Origin of the sequence: Shewanella sp. FDAARGOS_354 (assembly GCF_002209245.2) — a bacterium.
In the GTDB taxonomy this organism is placed as follows: Bacteria; Pseudomonadota; Gammaproteobacteria; order Enterobacterales; family Shewanellaceae; genus Shewanella; species Shewanella xiamenensis.
Map to the genome: position 1 here is coordinate 3773577 of NZ_CP022089.2, position 18945 is coordinate 3792521.

The 18945-nt window shown below is 47.7% G+C and carries 17 protein-coding genes; 6 read left to right on the plus strand and 11 right to left on the minus strand.

Annotated features, from left to right (window positions below):
* The first annotated feature begins 15 nt into the window (after window positions 1-15).
* Together CEQ32_RS16900 and CEQ32_RS16905 are read left to right on the plus strand one after the other, a co-directional pair.
* Window positions 16-2151, plus strand: coding sequence for a S9 family peptidase (locus tag CEQ32_RS16900; RefSeq protein ID WP_069453833.1), 2136 nt, complete (start codon window positions 16-18; stop codon window positions 2149-2151).
* Window positions 2152-2161: 10 nt separating this feature from the next.
* Entirely contained in the window at window positions 2162-2530 is a 369-nt protein-coding gene (locus CEQ32_RS16905) for a GIY-YIG nuclease family protein (RefSeq protein ID WP_226871839.1), read from the plus strand.
* Here CEQ32_RS16905 and tnpC read toward each other — a convergent pair whose 3' ends face one another.
* From tnpC to tnpA, 3 genes are all read right to left on the minus strand, one after another.
* Entirely contained in the window at window positions 2531-4090 is a 1560-nt protein-coding gene (gene tnpC, locus CEQ32_RS16910) for an IS66 family transposase (RefSeq protein ID WP_088585667.1), read from the minus strand.
* A gap of 92 nt (window positions 4091-4182) precedes the next feature.
* Window positions 4183-4539, minus strand: a complete 357-nt coding sequence (gene tnpB / locus CEQ32_RS16915; protein ID WP_057786146.1) for an IS66 family insertion sequence element accessory protein TnpB — start codon at window positions 4537-4539, stop codon at window positions 4183-4185.
* 2 nt (window positions 4540-4541) lie between these two features.
* The gene (gene tnpA / locus CEQ32_RS16920; RefSeq protein ID WP_088585668.1) at window positions 4542-4826 is read right to left on the minus strand and encodes an IS66 family insertion sequence element accessory protein TnpA; all 285 of its coding nucleotides are present in this window, start codon (window positions 4824-4826) and stop codon (window positions 4542-4544) included.
* Between tnpA and CEQ32_RS16925 the strand changes: the two genes are divergently transcribed.
* Window positions 4825-5049 (plus strand): hypothetical protein, encoded by a 225-nt coding sequence (locus tag CEQ32_RS16925; RefSeq protein ID WP_088586489.1) that lies wholly within the window; start codon window positions 4825-4827, stop codon window positions 5047-5049. The two genes, tnpA and CEQ32_RS16925, sit on opposite strands and share 2 nt — an antisense overlap.
* A 326-nt stretch (window positions 5050-5375) precedes the next feature.
* Here the strand turns inward: CEQ32_RS16925 and CEQ32_RS16930 are convergent, their stop codons facing one another.
* The 3 genes from CEQ32_RS16930 to CEQ32_RS16940 are packed head-to-tail and all read right to left on the minus strand — an operon-like array spanning window position 5376 to window position 7165.
* Window positions 5376-5915 carry a hypothetical protein gene (locus CEQ32_RS16930; protein WP_055647602.1) on the minus strand — a complete coding sequence of 180 codons (540 nt, stop codon included), beginning with the start codon at window positions 5913-5915 and terminating at the stop codon, window positions 5376-5378.
* Window positions 5915-6469: a hypothetical protein gene (locus CEQ32_RS16935; RefSeq protein WP_055647601.1), complete on the minus strand. Its 555-nt coding sequence runs from the start codon at window positions 6467-6469 to the stop codon at window positions 5915-5917. The genes CEQ32_RS16930 and CEQ32_RS16935 overlap by 1 nt, the downstream gene beginning before the upstream one ends.
* Window positions 6470-6472: 3 nt before the next feature.
* On the minus strand, window positions 6473-7165 hold the full coding sequence (locus CEQ32_RS16940; RefSeq protein WP_055647600.1) for a hypothetical protein: 693 nt from the start codon (window positions 7163-7165) through the stop codon (window positions 6473-6475).
* A 598-nt stretch (window positions 7166-7763) separates the two neighbouring features.
* On the opposite strand from CEQ32_RS16940, the gene CEQ32_RS16945 reads away from it, so the two are divergent.
* Window positions 7764-9377 (plus strand): IS1634-like element ISShes12 family transposase, encoded by a 1614-nt coding sequence (locus tag CEQ32_RS16945; protein ID WP_011715680.1) that lies wholly within the window; start codon window positions 7764-7766, stop codon window positions 9375-9377.
* A gap of 279 nt (window positions 9378-9656) precedes the next feature.
* Here the strand turns inward: CEQ32_RS16945 and CEQ32_RS16950 are convergent, their stop codons facing one another.
* Window positions 9657-10433: a hypothetical protein gene (locus tag CEQ32_RS16950; protein WP_088586490.1), complete on the minus strand. Its 777-nt coding sequence runs from the start codon at window positions 10431-10433 to the stop codon at window positions 9657-9659.
* Window positions 10434-10703: 270 nt separating this feature from the next.
* Here CEQ32_RS16950 and CEQ32_RS16955 point away from each other — a divergent pair, with 270 nt between their 5' ends.
* A complete protein-coding gene (locus CEQ32_RS16955; RefSeq protein ID WP_088586491.1) occupies window positions 10704-11471 on the plus strand; it encodes a class I SAM-dependent methyltransferase in 768 nt (255 codons plus the stop codon).
* A 25-nt stretch (window positions 11472-11496) separates the two neighbouring features.
* Here CEQ32_RS16955 and CEQ32_RS16960 read toward each other — a convergent pair whose 3' ends face one another.
* From CEQ32_RS16960 to CEQ32_RS16970, 3 genes are all read right to left on the minus strand, one after another.
* The gene (locus CEQ32_RS16960) at window positions 11497-13488 is read right to left on the minus strand and encodes a M14 family metallopeptidase (RefSeq protein ID WP_088586492.1); all 1992 of its coding nucleotides are present in this window, start codon (window positions 13486-13488) and stop codon (window positions 11497-11499) included.
* 131 nt (window positions 13489-13619) lie between these two features.
* Window positions 13620-14738 carry an FUSC family protein gene (locus tag CEQ32_RS16965; protein ID WP_055647596.1) on the minus strand — a complete coding sequence of 373 codons (1119 nt, stop codon included), beginning with the start codon at window positions 14736-14738 and terminating at the stop codon, window positions 13620-13622.
* Window positions 14739-14994: 256 nt separating this feature from the next.
* A complete protein-coding gene (locus CEQ32_RS16970) occupies window positions 14995-16233 on the minus strand; it encodes a dicarboxylate/amino acid:cation symporter (RefSeq protein ID WP_055647595.1) in 1239 nt (412 codons plus the stop codon).
* Between the two features lie 470 nt (window positions 16234-16703).
* On the opposite strand from CEQ32_RS16970, the gene CEQ32_RS16975 reads away from it, so the two are divergent.
* Entirely contained in the window at window positions 16704-17060 is a 357-nt protein-coding gene (locus CEQ32_RS16975; RefSeq protein ID WP_055647594.1) for a hypothetical protein, read from the plus strand.
* A 165-nt stretch (window positions 17061-17225) separates the two neighbouring features.
* On the opposite strand, the gene CEQ32_RS16980 is transcribed toward CEQ32_RS16975, so the two are convergent.
* Window positions 17226-18785 carry an AbgT family transporter gene (locus CEQ32_RS16980; RefSeq protein WP_055647593.1) on the minus strand — a complete coding sequence of 520 codons (1560 nt, stop codon included), beginning with the start codon at window positions 18783-18785 and terminating at the stop codon, window positions 17226-17228.
* Window positions 18786-18945: the final 160 nt, after the last annotated feature.

Genomic DNA, 18945 nt, shown 5'->3' on the forward strand with positions numbered 1-18945 from the left:
CACAAGGACGTATACATGCGCACTCTGCTGCTTACTTTAGGTCTTGCTATGTTATTACCCGGTTGCTCCACTCCAAAAGGGCAAGTCTCTGCGCCCGTTGCGGAAAAAATCCCCCATGTGATGACCTTGCACGGCGTCACACGCACCGATGACTACTATTGGATGCGCGACGATAAACGCCAAGATCCTAAGGTATTAGCGCACCTTAAGGCTGAGAATCGTTATACCCAAGCTTACTTTAAGCCGCTTAAGTCATTGCAAGACGGGTTGTTTAACGAGCTGACTGGGCGTTTAGTGGCCGATGAGTCGAGTGTGCCGTACCAATGGCACCAGCATAGCTATTACCGCCGCTACCAAGAGGGCAGCGAATATCCGCTGATCGCCCGCAAAGGCAGTGACGGGGTTGAGCAAATGATGCTCGATGTGAATGAACGCGCCAAGGGCCATGAGTTTTATGGTTTAGGTGGCGTTAGCGTCAGCCCAGATGAAACCATGTTGGCCTTCGGTGAAGATGTGTTAAGCCGCCGCGTGTATAACATCTACTTTAAAGATATTGAATCCGGCGCCATGATCACCGATGTGCTTGAAAACACAGAGGGTCGTATCGTTTGGGGCAATGATAATCGCCATGTGTTTTATATCGCCAAAGATCTGCAAACCCTGCTGGGCTATCGCGTGTATCGCCACGAACTCGGCACGCCACAATCGAGAGATGTGTTGGTGTATGAGGAGCAAGACGATGCTTATTACATCTCTCTCGGCAAGAGTTTAGATGAGTCGCAAATTGTGCTGTTCCACGAGAGCACCACAACCAGCGAAGTGTCAGTGCTGGATGCAAACGATCCTTTAAGCCTGTTCAAACCTGTGCTTGCGCGGGAAGAAGGCCATGAATATAGCGTTTCTAAACTGGGTGATAGTTATTACATTCTCACCAACTGGCAGGCGACTAACTTCCGTTTGATGAAAGTGGCGATTAAGGATGCCGCCGATAAATCCAAATGGCAGGAAGTAGTTGCTCACAATCCCAATGCGCGGCTTGAAGATGAGCTGGTGCTAAAGGATTACCTGATTATTCAAACCCGTGAAAATGGCCTGACACGGATTAAAGTGATGCCATTCAATGGTCAAAAGCCCTTTGAGCTGAGTTTTGATGAGCCCGCCTATGTGCTGGGTTTAGATGTTAATGCCCAGCAAGATAGCAATAAGTTACGGGTTTTCTACTCCAGCCTGACTACGCCCGAGACGATTTATGAGTACCACTTAAGTAATCCTGATAGACGCGATCTGCTTAAGCAGGAACAAGTGCTCGGCGGCTTCGATGCCAGCCAATACCGCGCCGAACGGTTATTTGTCACCGCCCGCGATGGCGCTAAGGTGCCGGTGTCCTTGGTGTATCGTAAGGATAAGTTCAAGAAAGACGGCACCAACCCTCTGTACCAATATGGTTATGGTTCATATGGTTACACTGTTGAGCCTGACTTTTCGTCGTCGGTTATTAGTCTGCTCGACCGTGGCTTTGTATATGCCATCGCCCATGTGCGCGGCAGCGAAATGTTAGGCCGCCCTTGGTACGATGCGGGCAAATTACTGAATAAAAAGAATACCTTTAATGACTTTATCGATGTCACTACGGCCTTAACCGAGCAAGGTTATGGTGATAAAAATAAAGTGGTGGCCTCGGGCGGCAGTGCTGGTGGGCTGCTAATGGGCGCGATTGCCAATATGGCGCCTGAAAAGTACTTTGCCATTGCAGCACACGTGCCCTTTGTGGATGTGGTCACGACCATGCTCGATGAGTCGATTCCGCTCACTACCAACGAGTACGATGAATGGGGTAATCCAAACGACAAGACCTATTTCGACTATATGCTCAGCTACTCGCCCTATGACAATGTTGCCGACCATGAGTACCCACACCTGTTGGTCACCACGGGTTTGCATGATTCACAGGTGCAGTATTTCGAGCCTGCTAAATGGGTAGCAAAACTGCGCGAAGTGCAAAATAAATGGTACAAACTCGACGATAAGGTATTGTTATTCCACGTCGATATGGATGCAGGACACGGTGGCAAGAGTGGTCGTTATCGCCAGTACCAAGACACAGCGCAGGAATATGCCTTCTTCTTAAGTCTGCTAGGCATGACTAAGTAGGCGCCAACGGGTGACCGATTTAGTGATTGAAGCCGCTAATTCAACTCCCTCGGCTAGCCCCCAAAAAGGGGCTAGCCAAGCGCCAGCTGTTAACCAAACTCAGCTTTATAGTAAGTCAGAAGCGCTAGGAGCTGAGCAAGCTGTGACTTCGGAGCAAGGTGCGACGTTAGAGATAGAACAAGTCTCGACATGGTATCTGTACCTTATCCGCTGCGCCAATGGCCACCTATACACTGGCATCACCACAGATGTCGCACGCCGCTTTAACGAACATCAATCAAGCAGCCCCAAAGCGGCAAAGTACCTGCGCGGCAAAGGGCCATTAACTTTGATGTATCGTAAGCGTAACGCCAACCACACCTTGCGGTGTGGCTGGTGATCAGTAAGGCAGGAGTTGCTGTAGTTTCTCTTGGGTGTTGGCTTTGGGTAGCTCGGTTAATAAGCGGCATAGGTAATCATACGGCTCCAGTCCGTTGATTTTTGAGGTCTCGACCAGGCTGTACAGTGCCGCACTGGCTTGTGCTCCCGTCTTGGTATTAGCGAACAACCACGCCTTGCGACCAATCACGAACGGTTTGATGGCGCGCTCCGCACGATTGTTGTCGATATTCAGACAGCCATCATCCAGATAGCGGACAAGCTTGGGCCACTGATTCAGGCTATACGTAATAGCCGCTCCCAGTAAACTTTCTTTCGTGACACTCTCGCTTGATTTATCCAACCAGCTTTTGAATTGCGCGAGCAACGGCTTGGCTAGCGTTTGCCTGGCTTCATATTTCTTATCAGGCGGCGCAGTTTTTAATTTACTCTCCAGCGCATAGAGTTTCTGGATATGGTTAAGGGCCACATCGGCCTTACCCGTTTTGCCTTTGCCCTGCGCTTTTTGGGCTTCGACGAACTTGCGTCTGGCATGCGCCCAGCAGCCGACTAAGGTTGCGTGGGTTTTCTCATATCCGGCATAACCGTCGACCTGCAGATAACCGTTAAACCCCGCCAGGAAGTCGGTGGGATGTTTACTGCTGCGACTATCCTGATAATCAAACAGCACGAGCTTGGGGCCGGTACTTTTTTCTAAGCCACAGCCATATACCCACATATAACAGGTGCTTTTCTCAACATCCAGCACATTAACCGTGGTTTCATCTGCCCACAGCACGGGCTGTTTCAGAAGCTCAGCTTTCATTAACGCCAGTAACGGTTTCAGTTTCTCTGCACAGCTTATCAGCCAGCGGCTCATCGTTTGACGGCTAAGCTCAATACCGGCCTGATTAAACAACTGCTCCTGACGATAAAGCGGTAAGCCATAGTGCATTTTGCTGCTGATGATTTGGGCAAGCAGACTCGGTGTGGTCATGCTCTTAGGGATAACCGCCGGTGGCACATCGGCAATTTTAATGTCGACCTTGGTGTCCGTGGTTTCACACTGCCGGCAGCTGTATTTCAGCCGCACGTTTCTGAGCACCCGGATTTGTGCCGGTACGAACTCGATTTGCTCACTGACTTCCTCACCCATTTGATGTAGCGCATGGCCACAGCAAGCACAGGTTTTATCGTCAATGTCATGGATAACATCAACGCGCGGCAGCTCAGGGGCAATCCGTGGGCGGCGTGGCTTAGCAGCTTTCTTAGCGCTCTCGGTCGTCTGAGTATCTGGCTCTGTCGCTACTGACTCGTCTTCAATAAGCTGTTCGGCCTCATTTAACACCTCGCCTTCACCTTCATAGGTTTCACTGCTGGGGCTAAATTTCTGGTACTTCTTCAGGTTGTAACGCTCCAGCAACTGCTGCAACTTGTCCGACAGTTGCTGGTTAACCCGCTCTAATTTGGCGATGCGTTTATCTTTTTGCGCCAGTTTGCGCTCAAGCTTTTGCGTCTGCTCAAGCAGCATTTTCTTGAGCAGTGCAACGTCATCAGGTAAGGATTGAGGTGTCTTTTTCATGGCCGCTATTGTAACGGCCAATTTAGCTAAGTGCTTGGTAAAATTTAGATTGTTTTGGATGCGATCATAAGGATTTATAGCCGATCGTCATATCAGCCCACACTCTGGTAATGCAGTGGCTGATGGGCGGTGATTTTTTGGATATCGACACCTTGCAACAGCCAATGCCATTGCTGCTCGCTAATAGACAGTATTTTGCCAGGCATCTGCCGTGGCCAGCGGAACTTGTCTTTTTCAAGCCGTTTGTACCACAGGCAAAACCCGGTGCTATCCCAGTACAGTACTTTTAACCGGGTACGCTGCTGATTACAAAACACAAACAGTGCGCCGCTAAATGGCGAGAGCTGCATCTCTTGCTCGACCAGCAACGATAAGCCATTAATGGATTTACGAAAGTCGACCGGCTGTTTATGCAAATAGACCTTAGGCACATCGAGGAACATTTTCATGGTCAGAGCGCTCTTAGCAAGGCTGCTAACCACTGTGCATCGGTGCCGGCTGGAAACTGCAATTCGATATCGCGCTTGCGTAGCAAAATGGATTGATTCAGCTGCAAACCCTGTGGCGTCAGCTCAACAAAGCCACCGTCATCATCCTGAAACGCCAACAACTGACGCTTGCGATAACTAAAATATGTAGGAATGATGCCCTGACGTTTTGCAAATTCAGTTTGGGTGAGACCACTTTGGGCTTGCTCGGCAAACAAGGCCAGCCATTGTTCTTTGGTACGGTGCATGATGATTACCCTGGCAGTTGATAATGGCAGACAGGGTAAAGTTGATCAGTTAGGATTGGAATGTGTGGTTGGCGTTACGCTTACGATGTATCAAGAAGTCGTCGGCAGTCACGGGGATGCGCTAAGGCGTGAAATCGCAGTTAAAAAGTTAAGCCGCGCTCAGAAGTTGGCGTTGATTGAATCTGTCGAGCATAGCTCCCTAGAGCCGTACTCACATCCTTGATGTACTTGTAAAATGATTAAGCACTATCATTTCAGTGACACGCAGCAAGTACGTCCTTGTATGCTCGACCGTGACATCCATGTCACGGACGGTCACTTCCATGTCAGTGCTTAATCCCGTTAACCTCGGAGTATTTTTTGCCCTACCTGCCCCAATTCTGTTGTTTCACCGCAGAATTTAACCGTGGGTTTCTTGATAAATTTGTCTATGCGTCCAGATGATGTGGTATGAGATATAGTATACGGTAGTCAAATATAATTTTGACTGGAGCAAAGCAGAACCCAATTTATATTAATCACTTAAGGTAGTGGGCGAAGAATATGATACTACTTTTTATCGTTCATTCTTTTTATCTTTTCTGTTACTGCTTCTTGCCATTTAGGTTTAAGTTGTTCTAAATGAAAGGTATCTTCTTTCATTGACCATGTGGCAACAAGTTCTATAACTTCTGATTTCAAAAATTTTTTACGCTTATTAGTATCTTTAGCCTGATTCACAATATGATGAGCCATAATACCTAGCTTGCTGTGATCAAGATTAACTAAATCTTTATGTCTGTCATTAATACGTGAAAATTTAGTATTTGCAAGCTTGGACTCAATTTCGAGTCCACTTTCAGCTAGCCAATTTTCTTCTAACCAAAGTACATCTATAGTCGCTGGCTCATCCATTGAAATAGCCAAAGCAACGATGAGATCTTTTACCTCATCATCATCAAAGTTTGTAGTGGCAGATTGCCAAACTGAAAGTGTATTTCCTTTTGTTCTTGTGCAGCCTGTAATGGCGTCTGCTTCATAATTTTCATGGTTGTTTTCGAGATTATTTTGCCATTTGCTAAGGGAGAATTTTCGTAATAAATATGCCATCACAAAGTCTCTAAGTACCTGATTACATTTTGTTTATATTCTTCTAGCCACAGTATGTTTAAGGGCTTCATTTCTTTTAATAAAGCTATGTGCCCAGGTTGCTCCCAAGATTCAACTGCTCTAATAGTTGCTTCATTGACCAATCCACTGGCATGACAGTAACCAGCAAAAATCAAGGTGTCTGCACGATCCTCTAACCACTCATAACGAATTGAAGATGCAATACTTATAAATGTGAACATTGCGTGTTCACCATGTGAGTAAATATTTAACCAAGCTTTCTGAAAGCTATCCTTGAGAACTTGAGGATCTTGGTAGTATAAGTTTTCAATATATAACTGAGATTTACTTGTTTGTCCTTCTATGTATTCATCATCTAGTACAAAATCAACAATAAGCTCAGCACATTGGTTAACTTTTGCATCGCGAACTTGGCTAATACCTAATGTTGAACTTGAGGACGTAATTATTGGTTTTGAGGTACTACTTGATAGTAGCTCCATTAGATTCATTATCTGGGTGCTTCTAGAACGTAAATTTGCGTTGATGGCCATAATTTACTCTGTATATCTTTTCAGTTGTTTAGATAATGCTAAGTTATTCTCATGTAACTCTTTAAAAACCACATGAGCTTGCTCTAGGCTAAAGCGGAGTTTTGTGTTGTGTTGTACAGTGTTGCTATCTAGGTCAAAAATAACACAATCCATTGGCTCTGCTAGACTAGGCGCTTGTCCCATTATTTCGCATCTACGAATTGAACTTATACTATTTATAGTTTCACCACATTTAGGAAGTGTTCGTCTTTCTACTATACGGTTATCCCACTCAAAGGGTTGCGCTTTATGATGAGTAAAAAGTTGTCTATAAAGGCAGCTATAAGTATCCTCCTCAGCCTTGAAAATTCTGCTATTTAGTATCGACAGTCGGTTTCCTTTTTTCTCAGGGAATACTGATGCGAGAGCTTCGAAAATTCCAAGAGATTTGCCCATAAACTCATGTTGAGATCCAACTGTTCCTATAATCACAATTTCATTTCTAGGAAATTCAACGTGCAAAGACTGGTCAGGACTTACCATCATTGGGATTAGTTTTCGTTCTCCAGTGATCGCGTTTATTTCTTGCCCCATATTAGGAATCAAATTGAATTTACCAATAGAATTCATTAATGCTGTCACAATTGGTGGACTTGCTGTGACATCTTGGTTATCAGTAAAGAAGTGAGCTTGATGAATTTCTTGCACAAGATTCATAATAAGACCTAAATCAAAAGTTTATCTGTCATCGACATACAGAATTTACAGTAAAATTAGTTGAAATGTTAGGTTAGTTGCTCAAAAAATCATAAAAAGTAATGTTATCAAAGCAGTAAAGTTTATCGAGACACCCACTGTTAAATTTTCTTACAGGAATGATAGGACTGGAAAAACTCTTTCAGAATTAACAGTTTGCCCAGATGGTCCAGAAGTTCATCTCCCCTGCGAAGTTGCTGAAGGGCGTTGAAGAAAATAGCGTGACGCAGACAGGATGTCTGCGTAGCTTTCGGGGGGAAGGGATGCCCCATCGGAAGCGTTAGCTATTTTCGAATAAGCACGAAGCCAGTAATTAATGCATGTAACTTCGCTAGGGGCGTCTTGGCTGCTTGTGAAAACATTAGCAAGGAGGATAGGACGAGCAGTCCTTCTTGGTCGGGTGTGGGGTTAAGCCCCACGACTTTGACTTTTTTAAACATATCAACAAACAAAATAAAGCCTTATTTATATCCGTCATTCCGCACCTAATTTTCGATTTAAAAAACTTGACGGCGATCGGTCATTCTGATCTATTACTCTCTTTTGCAGGTAATTCATCATGGCCGCTCCCGCTATCTCTATCCGTAACCTCGACCACCTTGGTTTGGTCGCTGCACTTTGCCAAGAACTCGGCATTGCTCGCATGATTGATGCGGTGCTACCCAAAACGCCGCCCTACAAAGTCTCACATGGTGAAGCGTTGGTGGCGATGATACTGAACGGTCTTGGCTTTCATAGTTCGACCTTGCACATGTTCCCGCAATTCTTTGCCAACAAGCCTGTAGAACGCCTGATTGGCCCGGGGATCTGTGCCGATGACCTCAATGATGATGTGCTCGGCCGCTGCCTTGATGCCCTCTTTGAGGCCGATGTCAGCACGCTTTATCAGGTGATGGCGGAGCAGGTCGTTGAACGATTGGGGCTCAAAAGTACTGCAGTACACCTCGATATCACCAGCTTCCACGTCGATGGCGCCTATGACCAAGCCGATGGCGAGCAGCTCGGTAAGTTGCAATTGGTACGGGGCTATAGCCGCGACCATCGGCCAGAGCTAAACCAGGTTATCCTGGAGCTTATCTGTGAAAATCAGGCCGGCCTGCCCATCTACATGCAAGCCTTGAGTGGTAATATTAATGATACCAAGGCCTTTGCCCAGACGGTACGGCGCCACTTGAGCAGTCTCAAGGCCGCGCAGGAGAGTCGTTATCTGGTCGGCGATGCGGCGCTGTATTGCGCCGACACCTTGCAACTACTGGCACAACAGCAACAGTTGTTCGTGACTCGTGTGCCTGTCACCCTCAATGAAGCCAAGCGAGCCGTGGCAACCATTGGCACCCAGTCGCTGGTTGCGCTGGGCAATGGCTATCATGGCTGTTGGCAAAGCGCCAATTATGCCGACGTCGCGCAGCGTTGGTTGCTGGTGCGCAGCGAACAGGCCAGCCACCGTGAGCAGCAAACATTAGCCAAAAACCTACTGAAAGACAGCACGCGTGAACTGAAAGCCTTCAACAAATTATGTGCCCAGCGTTTTGCCTGCGAGACCGATGCGCAGGCTGAATTAGCCCGTTTTGCTGTCAGCTTAAATCTGCTGCAACTAGAAGCAGAAGTCGTGAGTGAACCTATCTATGCAGGGCGCGGAAGGCCCCAAAAGGGTGAAATGCCGGTGAACTACCAATTTCACATCAAGGGGTTAGCCGCAAGTAGCTTGGCGCGGGTGGCTGAGGCGCGCAACCAGACAGGGGTGTTCATCCTCGCGACCAATGATCACAGTGAAACGCTCACCATGGCTGAGCTGTTGGCTACCTATAAAGCCCAGCAGAATGTCGAGCGTGGTTTTAGGTTTCTGAAAAGTCCCGAATTTTTAACCTCCTCGTTATATCTTAAAAAACCGGAACGTATCGAAGCGTTGCTGATGGTGATGACCTGTAGCCTGATGATTTATGCGGCGCTGGAGCACCGGATCCGGCAGGGCTTAGTAGAGCAGAACCGGAGTGTGGCGGACATGAAAAAGAAACCCACGCAAAAACCGACTGCGCGGTGGATTTTTTTACGCTTTGGCGGGGTGCACGAGTACCAGTTGGGAGAGGCGCCACCTCAAGTCACAGGACTCACAGTGGACCAGCAGATCATTCTCGACGTGTTAGGCGAACGGTATCGGCAAATTTATTCCTAAATCAGGTGCGGAAAGTCGGTTATATACTCATTGCTAAATTTTGCTCCGAAAAACAAATAGGTAAAACGTTACCAAAGGCTTACCTGAATTGAGCCTGAGAAAGTCTCAGACACAAAAAAAGATGCCACTACAAGGGGTTAGTGGCATAAAGTGCATAAGAATGTCCATGGAACGGTAACGCAAAAGGGGTGGGTAGAAGACTGACATTTGGTTGGGTACTGCAACATCAGTCTCTACGCCGGGAAGTTGGTTGAGTGGAACGCTATTGATCTAACGGGTTTAGTGTTTACTGACTGTGCCATCGATTTTATCGAAGCTCACATCCCCTGAACCTGCCGAGAGAATGGTTAAGCCCTTAGTGTTCACCACATTGATATCGCCTGAGCCATCGTTGATGGTGACTGTGTTTTGCACATTGGCGACGTTGATTTCACCTGAACCATCATCAATGGTGATGCTGCCTTTAATATCATTGACTTGGATACCGCCAGAACCATCGACAATCGCCAGATTACCGTTGACTTGGCTGACTTCAATCGCGCCAGAACCATCGTCGATGCTGACATTATTGCCGCCATGGATTGCCAGTTCGCCCGAGCCATCCTTGACCTTGATATCCGCGGTCATCTTGTTGATCAAAATCGCACCCGAACCATCGTCTATGTCCAGCGCTAATCCGGCGGGGACTTGTAACTTAAGGTCGATATAGGGTGAGTAATTGTTAAAGCTGCTATGGGATTCAAAGTCGGCCTTAAGCTGGGCTTTGTTAGCCTTTTTCTCTAGGGTGAGAATCACTTTGCTATCGTCATTGCTATAGATATCAGCCACTAACTTAATTTGGGTTAGGCCTTCGACACCGATAATTTCAAGAGTGCCCGCACCTGTTTCGGCGACGAGCTCTTGCAAGTCTTGAGCATCGAGGTTGAGTTCACGTTGCTCGTGGTCTAAATCCGGCATGCCAGCGGCGTTCACATTGATAATGCAGCCAGTGAGTGACACGCCAACCGTAAAGACGGCGATAAATCCGAGGGTGAATATAAAAGGGCGTAGTGACATTTTCTTCTTCCTTGTTATCGACACTCGACGACCGACTGAGTGCTGAGCTATGAGCGATAAGCTTGATATCAGTCGAGATTGCACATCCTATGCCAATTTTAAAATGTATTAATAATCATGTAGATAAATTAAATGTGTCCGCTTGGCCGTAGGCGGACATGTCCGCTGAATAAGTGATTTTTCCCAAAGAGTGGTGAAATTACTCACTTATTCAGTTAGCGTGTGTCCAACATCCCTGCTTGATAAAAAGCGTAACCAGAAAGGACTCATATGGATTACTTAACGACCAATAAAATCGCTTGGGATGCCCGCACTCGGGTGCACTTAACCTCGGATTTTTATGATGTTGAAGGCTTTTTGAATGGCAACACATCTCTAACGGAAATCGAGCTGAGTGAGCTTGCGGTGGCGGACAAAAATCTACTGCATCTGCAATGTCATTTTGGTTTAGATACCCTGTCGTGGGCGCGAATGGGCGCAAAAGTGACTGGGGTCGATTTATCCGAGGTGGCGATTGCTGAGGCGCGCAAGCTGGCGTTGCAGACGCAGTTGTCCGCCGAGTTTATCTGTAGCGATGTCTACAGCGTAGCGGGCAAGGTTGAACCGCAAGATATTGTCTTTACCTCCTATGGTGCCATTGTGTGGTTGCCGGATTTAGCACTCTGGGCGCAGACCATTGCGGCGTGTTTAAAGCCCGGCGGACAGTTTTACATGGCCGAGTTTCATCCGGCGCAGCAGCTATTCGATGGGTATAGTTATTTTAATCGCGGTGAGCCAGATATTGAGCAGGAAGGGACTTATACCGAGAATGCCGGTGATGAGCAGCAGACCTTAATGTGCTGGTCCCATAGCTTGTCTGAGGTGATCAATGCCTTATTGCAGGCGGGCTTAGTGTTGGAGTTCATCCACGAATTTGCGTTTAGCCCCTATAACTGTTTCGCAGGGCTAGAGGCGCAAGCCGATGGCCGTTATGTACTAAAACACCAAGGGCAGCATGTGCCCTTGGTATATAGCATTAGCGCGCGTAAGCCTGCTTAATCCTTGCCGTTTTTAACGGCGGGAATTAACGGCTACGGTAGACTGGATACTTAAGATATTGATTATCGTAGTAAGGACTGCGCTCATAGAACCAGCGTAGGCGTGCCTCGGGATCGGCGGCAAACGCTGGGTTTTCTAGCGCTTTGTTAAATTCCGCCTGTAGCTTTGGGTCTTCCTTAAGCATCTTGGCGGCCAGCGGCTCTACTGCGTAGTCCTCAATGTATTCGGTACGGGTAAAGATAGGGTTAAAGAAGCCCCATTGCAGTAACGAGTCCGGTGATTGTGGCTCAAGCAGTAAAATCGCCAGATCGCCTAAGGGTTGATCTGTACTGATTTTCACTGTGCCTGCGGGCAAGGTGGTGGTCAGTTTCGCCAGTGTCGAGTCGGCCTTCACTGTGAGTCGCCCCTCGAACGCTTTGGTATTAAACACCGGATTGCTCAAGCTGTATTGTTGCAATTTAAGCTCAGTCGGTTTGCTTAAACGTGTCATCCGGATGCCGTGTAGAGTTAAGCGGTCGATCACTTGTGTCCACTGGGCGGGAATATAGTAAGCACTCGGGCGAGTGACTTTAATATCGGGCACGGTTTCGGCCATCACAGGTAAATTCGGGTACAGCTTAGGCTCGCCTGTCCAACGCACTACCTCGGTGCCGCTAATCGGACTCTGCTCAAGAGTGTAGTCGATGCCTTTAAAATCCCAGCCTTTAGCCAGTGGCGCCGATTTCCACGTTAACGTGATCAGTGGCGAGGCGCGGTATTTATCCTCTTGAATCGCACTCTTTAACTTGGTCGCTTGGTCGCCCACTGTTTTAAGGGTTTGCTCTAGCATCACATAGGTGCCAAGTACGCGCTGCTTAAAGGGTTTTAAGCTGTGGTTCTCAATCAAAATAGTCGGCAGATGGCGGGCATCACCATAACCATTAGAGAAGCGTGGGCTTGGGTTCCACAGTGACATGCCTTTAGTGATATCGGTATTGTCGATGGCAAAAATCAGTGGACCAGGGATATGGCCTTGGGCTGTTAAGGCCGCTTCTACCGCTGGGCGGTAGCTATTTTCGAGCCAGCGGAAACTGGCGGGACTCAAGCCTTGGGCGAGGTTGTAGCCGAAGGTGATGTCGTATTGGTAATCGATGCCGTCGGTGACATGCACATCGATATACAGATCCGGTTGCCACACATTGATTGCCCGCAGCATATTCTGCATTTCTAAGGTGTCGGCCTTGGCATAGTCACGGTTCAGGTTGAGATTATTGGCATTGGTGCGCCAGCCCATATTCACCGGGCCACGTTGGTTAACGCGATTAAATTCGCCGCTGCGCTCATGGGCATCAACGCTAAACATAGGCACAAACAGCAGGTTGGCTTTTTCGAGTAGCTCGCTTTTGTCGCCTTTGACTATATCTCGCAGTAGCATCATGCCTGCATCTTTACCGTCGATTTCACCGGCATGGATACCGGCTTGCACCAGAATCGTCGGCTTAGTGTTTTGCTTTAGCCGTGCCGATTCGTTAATGCCTTCACTGCTGGCGACATACATCCAAATGTCGCGGCCTTGAGGGCTCTGACCTAGGCTGACTTTTTGCAATTTAGTGGTTTCGGCCGCCAATCGGTCGAGCCATGCGATGGTGTCGTCATAGCTTGGGCTTTCGGTGCCGTTGCTTTGCTCGAAGGGCGTCGCCCATTCGTTATCGGCGCTGAGTAACAGGGCTTCGCTGCCACCATGCCAAGTAATACTCGGCGGGAGAATGGCGTCATTGACAAAGGTATTAGCACGAGTTGGTGTTGCTGCGACTTCGGGAGCGGTTTCTGTCGCGCTCAAAGCGCTACCGCTGGAATTTGTTTCAACCGCGTCGGTTTTAGCGGCCTCAGTGCTGGCAACTTCAGCGTTGGCAGCTCCAGAATTAGTCACTTCGGGTTGTGCGACTTCGGTATTCGCGGCAACGGCTAATTGGGCTGTGAATAATGAGCCCGCCGATAAGCAGGCAATGGCGATAACGGAAGGGGAAAACAAGCGCATGAAAACAGTCCACACATCGAATTTTTATTAGGGCGGTATCTTTTCATTAAGCCCCTACAAGTGCAAGGGCTGCCAAGGGTTTATCTTGGTCTGAGGGAGTGATTTTTCGCTGCTATTCCCGTGGTGACGGCCTATGCGCGCTTGGTAGTTTTATGTAACACGGTTTGTCCGCGATAGGCGACTTCGATAATCTCGATATCGGCGTAGAGCGCTTCGACGGCGATGGCGAGTTGATAGATAAGCCAGCCGTATCCCGTGAGGGCAAATCCCTGTGCGACTTCATTCGCCAAAGGGGGCGAATTCGGTGCCGAGCTGGCCAAGCTAAGTTGTAATCTGTGTTGCAACTCTTGCTCTAGGGCGGTGGGCAGCGTCGGTAAAGCCGCGGTTTTACCCGCAACAAATTCACTAAGGCGTTGCAGATAAGCCGTAAGCTCGGCGGCGACTTTGTTGATTTGGTGGTAAGCCTCTTTGTCGGCCTCCTGCCAGCGGCTCAAAGGTAATAATTCGAGCAGGGTGATCAGCCGCACCTGTTTATTGATTAATTCCGCCAGCAGCACTTTATGTTTTTTTAGGGTTTGGCTTTCCCACTCGAGGGAGAAAAACAGTTTCTTCTGAGTTAATACCGCCTTCATCGCCGCTTCGAGTTCGGCGCGAAAATCTAAATCATGGTTGGCGGGGGCCTGTAAATGTTGGGTCAGCACCTTGGCCATATTATCGATGGCATTGGCGAGCTGACTACGCCAGTCCTGCTTGGCTTTAATCGGGAAGATAAACAGCGACACCAGAATTGCGATAACACAACCCAGCAGAATATTTGCCGTGCGCCATAGCGCCTCAGAGGTATCATGATTAGCATCGCCCACCACGATAATAATGGTGAATCCTGCCACCAGATAGGCATAACTGTAGCGTCCCGCCGAGATAAAACAAATCAGCGTCACCCCTAAAATTAACAGCCCCATAATTACCCAATAGCTGTCGAGTGTGGCCACTAACATCACGCCATAAGCCGAGCCTAAACAAGTGCCTACCGCCCGTTGCAGTGACTTTTCAATCGCACCACCCACCTGTGGCAGACTCATCATAATGATCACAATCGTCACCATGCTCCAAATAAAATGCGGCGGTGACCAAATGGCATTAATGGTGACGGCAATCAGCAGGGCGAGGCCGAGTTTGAGGGCGTGAATGGCGCGGAAATGGCGATATATAAAGTCGGCAAAAGGGCTTGCAGGGGCAAAGACGGACATAATGCAACACTCCTTTGGACTGATGGTAGCCAAGCCATTATCGCAGAAAGGCACTTCGCCCGTGTGGCTTGGCTGATAAAGAAATGCAAATTGCGAGGCGGCGCTGTTTGAGCTTAGTCCAAGGCACCGCCAAGATCACATTAAAGCTAGGTAATTGATATTAAATCAGTAAGATAGCATGCGGTCTGTACAAGGCTCAGTCATAAAAAAGGCTTGAATAAGCAAGCCTATTCAAGCCTTAGGATGCGCGTGCGTGCTAACTCGGTTCTTGAGTCGGTTGCTCCGCAGTGTACTTATCCATAATCACGGCACAGGCGGCGTCACCTGTGATGTTAAGCGCGGTGCGGATCATGTCAAACACTCGGTCGAGGGCGAATAACAGCGGTAAACCATCAATGGGAATACCCGCAGCCAATAGCACTGCGACCACTAAAAATGACGGACCTGGCACACCCGCTTGGCCAATGGCGCCTAAGGTGGAGGTAAAGATAATCGCAGCATAGGCGGTCATTGAGAGGTCAATGTTGTACATTTGCGCGAAAAACATCGCGACCAGACCATAATAAATCGCATTGCCGCTCATATTGATAGTGGCACCTAAGGGCAGCACAAAGGCGGTGGTTGCCTTAGAGACCTTAAGATCTTCTTCGCAGGTTTCCATATTTACTGGCAGCGTTGCCATTGATGACGCGGTAGACAGTGCCATCACCTGCGGCTTTTTCATCGCCGAAATAAATTGGCGTGCCGAGACCTTAGAAAACAGTTGCACCACTATGGGGAAGAACACAAAACCATAGAGCAGAATCGCGGCCACAAACACGGCAAACAGCTTAAATACGACTTCTAAGGCATCAAAACCAAAAGTGCCGACGGAATCGGCCATCAAACCAAACACACCGATAGGGGCAATCACCATCACGCAGTTGATCATCCACACAAAGGCGTCGACGACGGTATTTAACGCCGCCATGATGGGCTTAGCGCCATCACCTTTGACCTTCGTCAGTGCGATACCAAAGAAAATACTAAATACCAGTATTTGAAGGATATTTCCGCCGTTTAGCGATTCGAACACGTTGGTTGGGATCATGCCGATAAAGGTGTCGATCACTCCGGGGAGTGCGCCATGTTCGGCGGTCACTTCCATCAAGCCACTGCCACTGTGGGCGGTAAAGTCAACACCTGCGCCGGGTGTAAACATCTTACCCATCACTAATGCCAAAGCGACGGCAAGGCCTGAGGTGACAATAAAGAAGCCAAAAGTGCCCACACCAATCTTACCTGCCGAGGGGCTATCACCTAAGCTGGCGGCACCGCTGATGATAGAAACCAGTACCAGTGGGATCACTAGCATTTTGATTAAATGGATAAAAATGGTACCAAGCGGTGCGAAGATACTCGCACTTTCACCCATCATAAAACCCACCAGTGCGCCAATAATCATGGCGATAACCACTTGAACACCAATGTTGCCTAATAAACTCTTGCTCTTCATTCTTGCGAAACTCCCCGGTTGCCGCAGCATTTTGTGTCTTAAGACTCGTTATCTATTTACAGGTCAGCCTTTGCTTTTAGCGTAAAAAGCTAAGCCCCGACAGGTTTTTTGGGCGCCTAAGGTATCACAGTTGCTGTAACGGGTTTTGTGAAACATCATCAACCTTGGTATGAAAATAACCAAAACCTAAATAACATAACCTATAAATAAAGAATGTTTAAAAATTATCATATTAAAATGGTTTTTATTTAATTTAGACTTGTTTTTTGTCCATCGAATTGATGAATTGTGATTTAGGCTTTGATGGGCGCAGATATCCTCTCGTATTCTTGGCACCGGTTGAGTCGCGATAATTCCCATCTTTTACTTGTATGAATCTTGAGAGTGGTGAATAGCCAAATAGCCTCCATGACTATTCAACTCTTTGACTTACTCGGTTTTTCCTATGACAACACCATTTCGAGGACATTATGAATATCACTTCATTCTTTGGTAAACCTGAGTCGTTACAGTGCTGGATAAGAAAATGCATCGAACAACCGGGACTAAGTTATTGGCTGGTCTATCAAGATCTTGATCAAGGTGAATCCCTTCAACTGACAACATTGTTGTTCCCGATAGTGGCTGATACTAGGGATCTATCGGATGCCGAAATCGATGCCTTTGAGGATGGCTTAGGCCGGAGTGACTATGGTTATCTGCTAAATACGGATCAAATCGAGGATGTCATTGCTAATCTTAAGCTGCAAAAAGCTCAGCCCAGTGAACAGGAACTGCTTGAAGCTATTATCTTTTACTATGAGCGAGATGCGTTTATCGATATTTAAGTATTTGTATTTATATGTTTTTAATCAGATAAAATGCCGACGTTTTACGTCGGCATCGGCGTTTAAAGCGAGGTGGTAAGTGGTGCAGTGTTTAGTGGTTATTGAGGATCGAGTGCCCTGTTTATTATAAATTCAATGTTGCTAGCACTCGATACTCTTTTCGCCCTAAGGCATTGCTGGGAAAGTGAATGAGCTACCGATACCTAATGGCAGACCTAATGCCCAATATGCCAATAAGAAACCGCTCCAAAGCAGGAGAAAACTGATTGAAAACGGCAGCATCAGCGCCACTAGGGTGCCAATACCTGACTCCTTAACGTATTTTTGGCAAAACACCACTATCAGCGGAAAGTAAGGCATCAGCGGGGTAATGATATTGGTCGACGAGTCGCCTACGCGGTAAGCGGCTTGAGTCAAATCGGGCGATACGCCCAGCTCCATTAACATGGGCACCATAATGGCACCAATCAACGCCCATTTAGCCGACGCCGAGCCGACTAATAGATTGACGAACGCGGTGAGAAACACAATCCCCACCAAAGTCACCCCCATCGGAAGGGCCAATTCCTTTAACGCCAACGCGCCTTTAATGGCCATTAATGCGCCTAAATTGGATTGGCCAAAGGCATAAATAAACTGAGCACAGAAAAAGGCCATGACGATGTAATAACCCATACCGCTCATGGATTTACTCATGCCCTGAATAATCGCTCTGTGGTTGTTTGCCGTGCCAGCGGCATAGCCATAGACAATGCCGGGGATAAGGAAGAACACAAAAATAATCGCCACAATGGAGCGCATTAATGGTGCGGAGGCACTGGTTAAGGCGCCGTCAGTAGCGCGCCAAGCAGAGTTGTCACCATAGGCGGTGAATACTAATCCTAATGCACACAATAACATGGATAGCATCGCAAATCTGAGTCCGCGGCGCTCATGGGGTTGCAGCTCATCAAGTGTGGGGAGTGTTGCTGGATCGCCATTTACCGCAGTGTTTTTTAGGCGCGGTTCGATGATCTTATCGGTAATAAACCAGCCAACTAAGATAATTAACACGGCTGAAGCTGACGTAAAGAAAATATTATTCAGTGGGTTAATTGTTAATGTTGCGGCAGCTGGGTCGGCCGATAATCTTGCGGCCGCCTGAGTTAAGCCCGCTAACATAGGATCAAGACTCGATGGCACGCCCACTGTTGCAGAAAAACCACCGGATACGCCAGCAAAAGCGGCGGCAATACCGGCTAGGGGATGACGACCCGCAGCATAGAAGATCACCGCGCCCAGTGGGATAACGAGTACATAACCTGCGTCAACCGCGACATGGCTCAGGATACCCACTGCGATCAGTACCGGAGTGAGTAAAATCTTGGGTGTCACGGATAAAATTGAGCGCAGCCCCGCATTAATAAAGCCTGTATGTTCTGCAACACCTAAGCCAAGCATTGCAACCAGCACGACACCGAGCGGCGGAAAAGTCACAAAGGTTGATACGAGTGTTGAGGTAAAGGCGGTTAATGCACCGCCTTCGAGCATATTGACGACTTGAATCGGGTTACCCGTTCGGGGATCGATTTCATCAAAACTGACGCCCGATAACCCCCAAGAGATCAGCCAGACCAAGCCTAGAAATAGTGCAAATAATACTGCGGGGTCGGGGAGTTTATTCCCTACTGTTTCGACAGTATTGAGAAATCGCTGGAATCCTGTGGCAGGTTTATGATTTTCCATTTGGGTGCCGCTTCCTAAAAATGATGATTGTTATTGGTGATTATAAAAACGCAGCATTAATTTAAGCTTGGTTTAACTAATCGATAAGAAATAAAACACATAAAAATCTAACGCAGCGACGTTAGTGCGGGTGGGTTTTAGTTACAAAATTAACCGACAA